Source organism: Sphingopyxis sp. NFH-91 (genome assembly GCF_021401285.1).
In the GTDB taxonomy this organism is placed as follows: Bacteria; Pseudomonadota; Alphaproteobacteria; order Sphingomonadales; family Sphingomonadaceae; genus Sphingopyxis; species Sphingopyxis terrae_A.
The window spans coordinates 1-5,612 of sequence record NZ_JACBGA010000024.1; the positions used below are offsets into that span (position 1 = coordinate 1).

A 5,612-nucleotide genomic window follows, 5' to 3' on the forward strand; every position below is an offset into this window, starting at 1 on the left:
CGGATCGAGGCATTGACGTGCAATCTTTCCGGAAGCTTGGCGAGCGCCGTGCAGTCGATGAGGTCGATATCTCCACCGACACGAAGGTCGGCAGGCAACGCGGTCAGCGCGGTACAGCCTCCGAGGTTTAGACTCCCGGTCACGCGGAGCCCTTCGGGTAGCGCGGTAAGCGCGGTACACCCTTCAAGGTTGAGCCGACCATCTAGTTGAAAATCTTTTGGTTGGAAGACGCCGTCAACGATGTTGTGACCGTTGTGCTGAACAATTCTTGTCACACGTTATCTCCTGGAAACTTGTTGCTCATCACCCGTGAATTGCCTTCCACACCACGAACACTGCCATTCCGAAGACCAGGGTCAGCACGATGAGGAGAAGGCTCGAGCGAGCGGCCCAGATCAGCCCATCGCGTGCCTCGTCGCCGTCGCACCGGCTGAAGGCGTGCCGAAGATAGCTGAGCACAGGAAATATGCGGGTCGGATCCAAGGCCTCGATTGCACCAAAGGATGTGTGGTCAGACCATTCAGGACGTCGCGGAATGCGGCGGACGTCAGCAGTCACCTGGCCCACGAGCCGCTGCAGTTGATAGCGCAGGTTCCCAAGTTCTTCGCGGTGCGCGGCAAGCTCCGCAATGAACGCCTGCTCTTCGACGCTGCGCTTCTTGAGCACGGCTTCCACCTGGTCGGCGATACCCAAATTGCATACGACAATTTGCGTTAGAAGCTCGTCGTCCTGCAGCCCGAATATAGCTTCCATAGTTTGCAGATGGAGCAGCGTTTGCGGGGGCGGGTTCCGGTGGTATATCGCTTGGTAGAGCCGGACGACGTTCGAGATCTTACTCATCAGAACAGCCCCCCCAACGCGTCTTCGACATCGCGCTGCCACATACGAAAGCGCGCGCGGGTTCCTCGGGATAGGCCCGCATCGATCTGATCGAGACCCATGTTATCGGTGCGAAACTTGTCGTAGATGTGCTCGGGCAGCGCCGGACAGCAGAAGACATCGCCCCCAGTCTTCGCGACTGCTTCGAGAAGCTCGGCGTCGACGAGCACGAACTTTTGGGGCGGCCCGTGCCAGGCTGGGAGGTTGAGCAGCACGCGGCCTGGCGGATCGCCGGCGAGCATGGCATCGAGCGTCGCGCGTGACGCCTGATCGAGGCCCATGGTCCAGATGATATCGACGTCGATATCGAGCGCGTCTTCTTCATCCTCGATCGCGAAGCGGATGAACTCGTGGACCCGATCAAGATCCTCAAATCGCCCGCCGGGAACGTTGACGAGGATGTACGCGTCATCGGGCGCGTCATCGATGATCGTGATGAGCTTCTCCTGATCGGATTCGTCACCCAGGTCGATCGGCTCGACGCGATGTCGATTGCCATAGGCATGTTCGATGTCGCGCTGCGACAGGCTCGCTTCGATGAAGATGACGGGAATGCCGCGGTGCATGAGCGAATGTGCAAATGTTGCCAGCGTGCCGGTGCTGCCGACGCCGCCCTTCTCCTTCTCGTAAAGCATGAGGCGCTTGCGCCGGTGCTCCTCAACCTGTTCTTTGGTCGACATGGGTCACTTCCTTTCTGCGTTGAATAGTTTGGTCGCCTGGCCGCAGGGGTGCGGCTACCCGCGTGAAATGTGCGGTCATGATTTGGGCCTGCCGTGCTTGGCGTGCGCCTCGGCAAGACGTTGCCGGGCGTCGCCCTGCGATCGTGCTCGCCCGGCAAATCTCGCGGCGAGATTCGCCCCACGACCCGGCGCTGCGGCTTCGTTCGCCGTCCTTTGCGGAGACCGCGTCGAAGGGCTGTATGTTGCCTTGTCCGCGTGTTGCGCCGTTGTAACGGGCTGTTGCCGCGAGGGGACAGTGGGCGGCGGACCGGTAGGTGGCAAGGGAGCAGGCGGCGGCTCGGGGAACTGCTGCGACCCTGTGTGGAGCGTGTATCGATCGGCGACGGCGAAGTGCGCCTTGCGTGAGTAGCCCGCTGAGAGCAGACGCGTGATGATTTGATTGAATATCTCAGGTCCATCATCAAGTTCGGCGAGGGCCGATAGCTTTGTCGCGATCGCGCCGACGTCGAGAGCGGTGCCGCGCATGGCCGCGAGATTGGTGATCGCCGCGGCCCACTGCTCTGGCCCGTTCGTCGAATTCAGGAGGATCTCAGCAATCTCGTCTGGAATATCGGCCGCAGTAATCTTGCGGCGGCGGAGCGAGGGTGCGCTTTTCTTTTGCTGACCCGGCGGTGCCGGTTCGGCAATGCATTCAGGCCCAATCGCTATTGTGACGGCGCGGATCCGGATAATAGCGACCACGATGTTGAAGATGCGGGACGGCCAGACTAGGCCGGACGAGTTGAGGATCGCATCATGGAAAGATTTCTCAGCGTCCTCGAGTTCAAACACGAGCGCGTCATGGCGATACCGCGGATGGAGCCGCCAGGCGTTGAAACGCGGGACCGTCTTGCGGATCGCTTTACCGGTGATTTCTTGTAATAGCCTGTTTATACACGGGCCGAGCAGCGCGTGCGCCACAGCGCCATCGCGCAGTTCAGCGCCCGTCGCTCGCGATGCCTGATGCTGATCCACCGCGGCGTCGAAACCGGCGAACGCCGCTTCACACAATAGATTACCAATGGCATCAACAGCGTCGTCAAGGTAATCCAAATCGTCCTCCCGCACCGAGAAGACCGGGCCTCGCAAACAATCTCGCGGAGGCCTGACGAATCGGGCGGGCTACCATTTATGGTAATGTCAAAGCGATATCCACAATAACCGTTATTTTCGCATGTGGAAATATCGCAGACGGGTGGCTTATTTGTCACCGATATCTCGGTGTAAGGCGAAGTCTGTTTCACCTTACATCCGCCATTTTCGTGTATGGTGAAATGAAAATCCCCTTACATTATCGATGGAGTTTCCAGCACAGGAGATTTTGAGATTCCCGAAGATGTAAGCTATATTCGATGCGGGCTTACTTGTTTTGCGAAATAGGTTAGCTGCCCAATCTTCGATTGTGGAAGCTAACATCAACATGATATCCTTCGGATTAGGAAGGTCGGTTTCGCTCGGGACTTCCCGAGCGGGCGCCTGCCGCGGGCTGGTAGGACGGGCGCTGCCCGCCTTGGAAGCGTGGACTGGAGATCATGGATCCGATTGGAACTTTTCGCAGGCGCGCAGCAAAGCGGATCATCCGTGACTTGCCGCTCGACCTGGCGGAGACCGAACTCGATGATCCGTTGGGGCTCCTGCGCGGAAAGGTCCGAGCGAGTCTCGATTCCGCGCAGCGGTGGGAGCGCGGGAAAGCAGCTCCTGCCCGGCGGGCCTGGTTTGGCATTCCGAGCGTGCCGGACATATCGCGGCTGACGAGCGCGGCGGGGGAGCGGAGCTTCCACCTAGCGCGCAACGTAACCCGCGAGCGATCGGCGGCCACCTTCGATGATTATGCGACGGGTAAAATCGGAGACGCGAACGCGGAGCCAGAGCTCGCGTCAGAGGAGCGGACCGCTGCGGCGTTCGACCGCTACACGCAGGATCATGGCTATGACGATCGCCAGATCCTCGTCACGACGCTCGACCCGGATCCGGTCACGCGAGCCAGGCAGTGGGACGCGGTCGAAGCGCATGAGTTTGGGCGGCGCCAGAACAAATCCGCCGGACCACCGCGTCTCAACATCAGATATGAACGCGCGCCTGAGTTTCTGGCGGGCGCTGCGCGTCACAACGATTGTCCGGAAGGTTTGCGTGGCATCCTCACCGCCGAGCAGAGGCGGTTGGATGGCGGCAAGGCGCTCGGCAAAAAGCGCCAGTTGGTTGGTGTGCCGTGGATCGATCCGGAGGCGCCTGCCGCGCTGACGTGGCTCGCGGCGCTGCCCGGCTGGCCGGATGCGGATCCGCCGGTGAAGCTCAGCGAAGGTCGCGGCAGCTATGCGGTCATCGCGGGCGAGGCCGAACTGCCCGCCGATCTCGACGGCGCGGCGCACGAGCGCATTCTCGTTGGCGCGAATGCCTGGGTGCAATCGCTCGCCAATTCTGACAGCGGCGATGCTGACGCAAAGCGGGTCGTGCCCGCCCTGTTCGTGCGGCATGAACCCGACGCGCTCAATAACCTAACGAACCGGCACCTGCACTTCCAGGTCGGTAAGCGTGCGGTGACCATCGATGACGACGGTGAACTGGGGTTCGACGCCCACGTCGTGCCGCAAATCGCGACCAGCTTCATGAAGCCGTTCCGCTGCGAGATCGCGCGTCTCGTCAACATCGAACTGAAGGCCACGGACGCTGAATATCGGCTCTCGCCAGAAACCTACGCCAAGATGGGGCTGGATGCGCAAACCATGCGCAAGGTAGGTGGCAAAGCCACCGTACTCGAACGCGCGGGAGATACGCCGGATGTGTCGCTCGACAATGCAGCGATCGGCTGGGCGCGGGTGCTCGCGCAGCAGGTGGCGAAGCGCGATGCGGATTTCGCGGATGCCGATGCGGCTTTCGAATTACGCGAAGCGCGCGTGCGCGAAGTCCGCACTTCTGACGACCGCGACCGGCTGGAGCGGCTCGCGCGCGAGCTTCGCGATCACGAGCATACCGCGATCCGGTTGCGCGCCGAGGCCGCCGAGATCGAAACGCTGTGCGCTATGGCGCGCAGCCATCCGCGTATCGTTGCGAGATTTGCCCCGGGCTATGCCGACAAGGCGCGTAAGGACGGACACGATACCTATCTGTCGCACGCCTGGACCCGGCGGGGTAACGAGGCCGAAGCCTATCTCGATGAACTCGAACGGGAGTTGGTCGTTGAACAGGCCGCGATAGCCGAGCGCCGCGAGCAGGCGAAGTTTCTCGAACGCGCCGCCGCCGATCTTCGCGAACGGCTCGATCGAGACCTGAGACTTGCGATCCAGAACCCTGAGCCGACGCGCGTTGTCGACGCAATGCTGTCCAGCGAGGTCAGCTCCGCAACGATGCTGGATCCCAATGCGGTGATGAAGCGCATCGCTGAGACGCCGCTCCTTCTCAGCGAAGTCGACGGACGCTTGGTCGTGCTTCCCGCCAACGATCCTCAGGATTTGATCCACGGCGTCGATTTGAATGCCGCACCCTATCGAAAGCGGCTTCCGGCGATCCGCGATACCCAGCAGAAAGAACTCGCCCAGGTCGGCGCGTTGTTGGCGAAGCGCGGGCCGGCAGGTCTGGATGATGATAATCTCGTCGACAAGAGCGCGTGGCTGCAGACGGCGGTGAGGCGCTGGCGCGATACTCCCGAGATTGGGCGGCGGATCAAATTGCGCGATCTGCGCATTCAGGCGACCCGCGAAATCGCGTCAGGCCGCCAGCGGGAGGCCGACCAAGAATTTGCACTGTCGCCGCCTCGCGCGCTCGATCAGCCCTTACCGACGATGGCATCGCTCGGCGCACGCGGACTCGATATGGTGGGGCTGGGCGAGATCACACCGGGCCGCGAACCACAGCCGGTGCCCGCATGGCGTTCGCCGCGTGCAGACCTGCCGCGGGAATATGATATTTCCGCCGACGAAACTGCTCCCGTCGCGCCGAAGCAGGCGACGACTTTGCGCGATGTTCGCCGTGATGACTATCGTCCCATCCATCACAACGGGCGGGAACAGTTTGCTG

General features: G+C 61.6%; 5 protein-coding genes. 1 reads left to right on the plus strand and 4 read right to left on the minus strand.

Features of this window, described 5'->3' with window-relative positions; all coding sequences use genetic code 11:
• The 4 genes from L0963_RS19395 to L0963_RS19410 all read right to left on the minus strand — a co-directional run.
• Positions 1-275: hypothetical protein (locus L0963_RS19395; RefSeq protein WP_234181430.1), on the minus strand; the 275-nt coding region annotated here is incomplete at its 3' end.
• A 28-nt stretch (positions 276-303) separates the two neighbouring features.
• Positions 304-840, minus strand: coding sequence for a hypothetical protein (locus L0963_RS19400; protein ID WP_234181432.1), 537 nt, complete (start codon positions 838-840; stop codon positions 304-306).
• Entirely contained in the window at positions 840-1,559 is a 720-nt protein-coding gene (locus tag L0963_RS19405; RefSeq protein WP_234181434.1) for a hypothetical protein, read from the minus strand. Before L0963_RS19405 ends, L0963_RS19400 begins: the two co-directional genes overlap by 1 nt.
• Before the next feature lie 75 nt (positions 1,560-1,634).
• The gene (locus L0963_RS19410; protein WP_234181435.1) at positions 1,635-2,651 is read right to left on the minus strand and encodes a hypothetical protein; all 1,017 of its coding nucleotides are present in this window, start codon (positions 2,649-2,651) and stop codon (positions 1,635-1,637) included.
• A gap of 533 nt (positions 2,652-3,184) precedes the next feature.
• On the opposite strand from L0963_RS19410, the gene L0963_RS19415 reads away from it, so the two are divergent.
• On the plus strand, positions 3,185-5,612 hold a 2,428-nt coding region (locus tag L0963_RS19415), incomplete at its 3' end, for a hypothetical protein (RefSeq protein ID WP_234181444.1).

Excerpts from the sequence above, each read along its gene's own strand:
- L0963_RS19400 (WP_234181432.1), bottom strand. The coding sequence starts at position 840 with ATGAGTAAGATCTCGAACGTCGTCCGGCTCTACCAAGCGATATACCAC.
- L0963_RS19405 (WP_234181434.1), bottom strand. The coding sequence starts at position 1,559 with ATGTCGACCAAAGAACAGGTTGAGGAGCACCGGCGCAAGCGCCTCATG.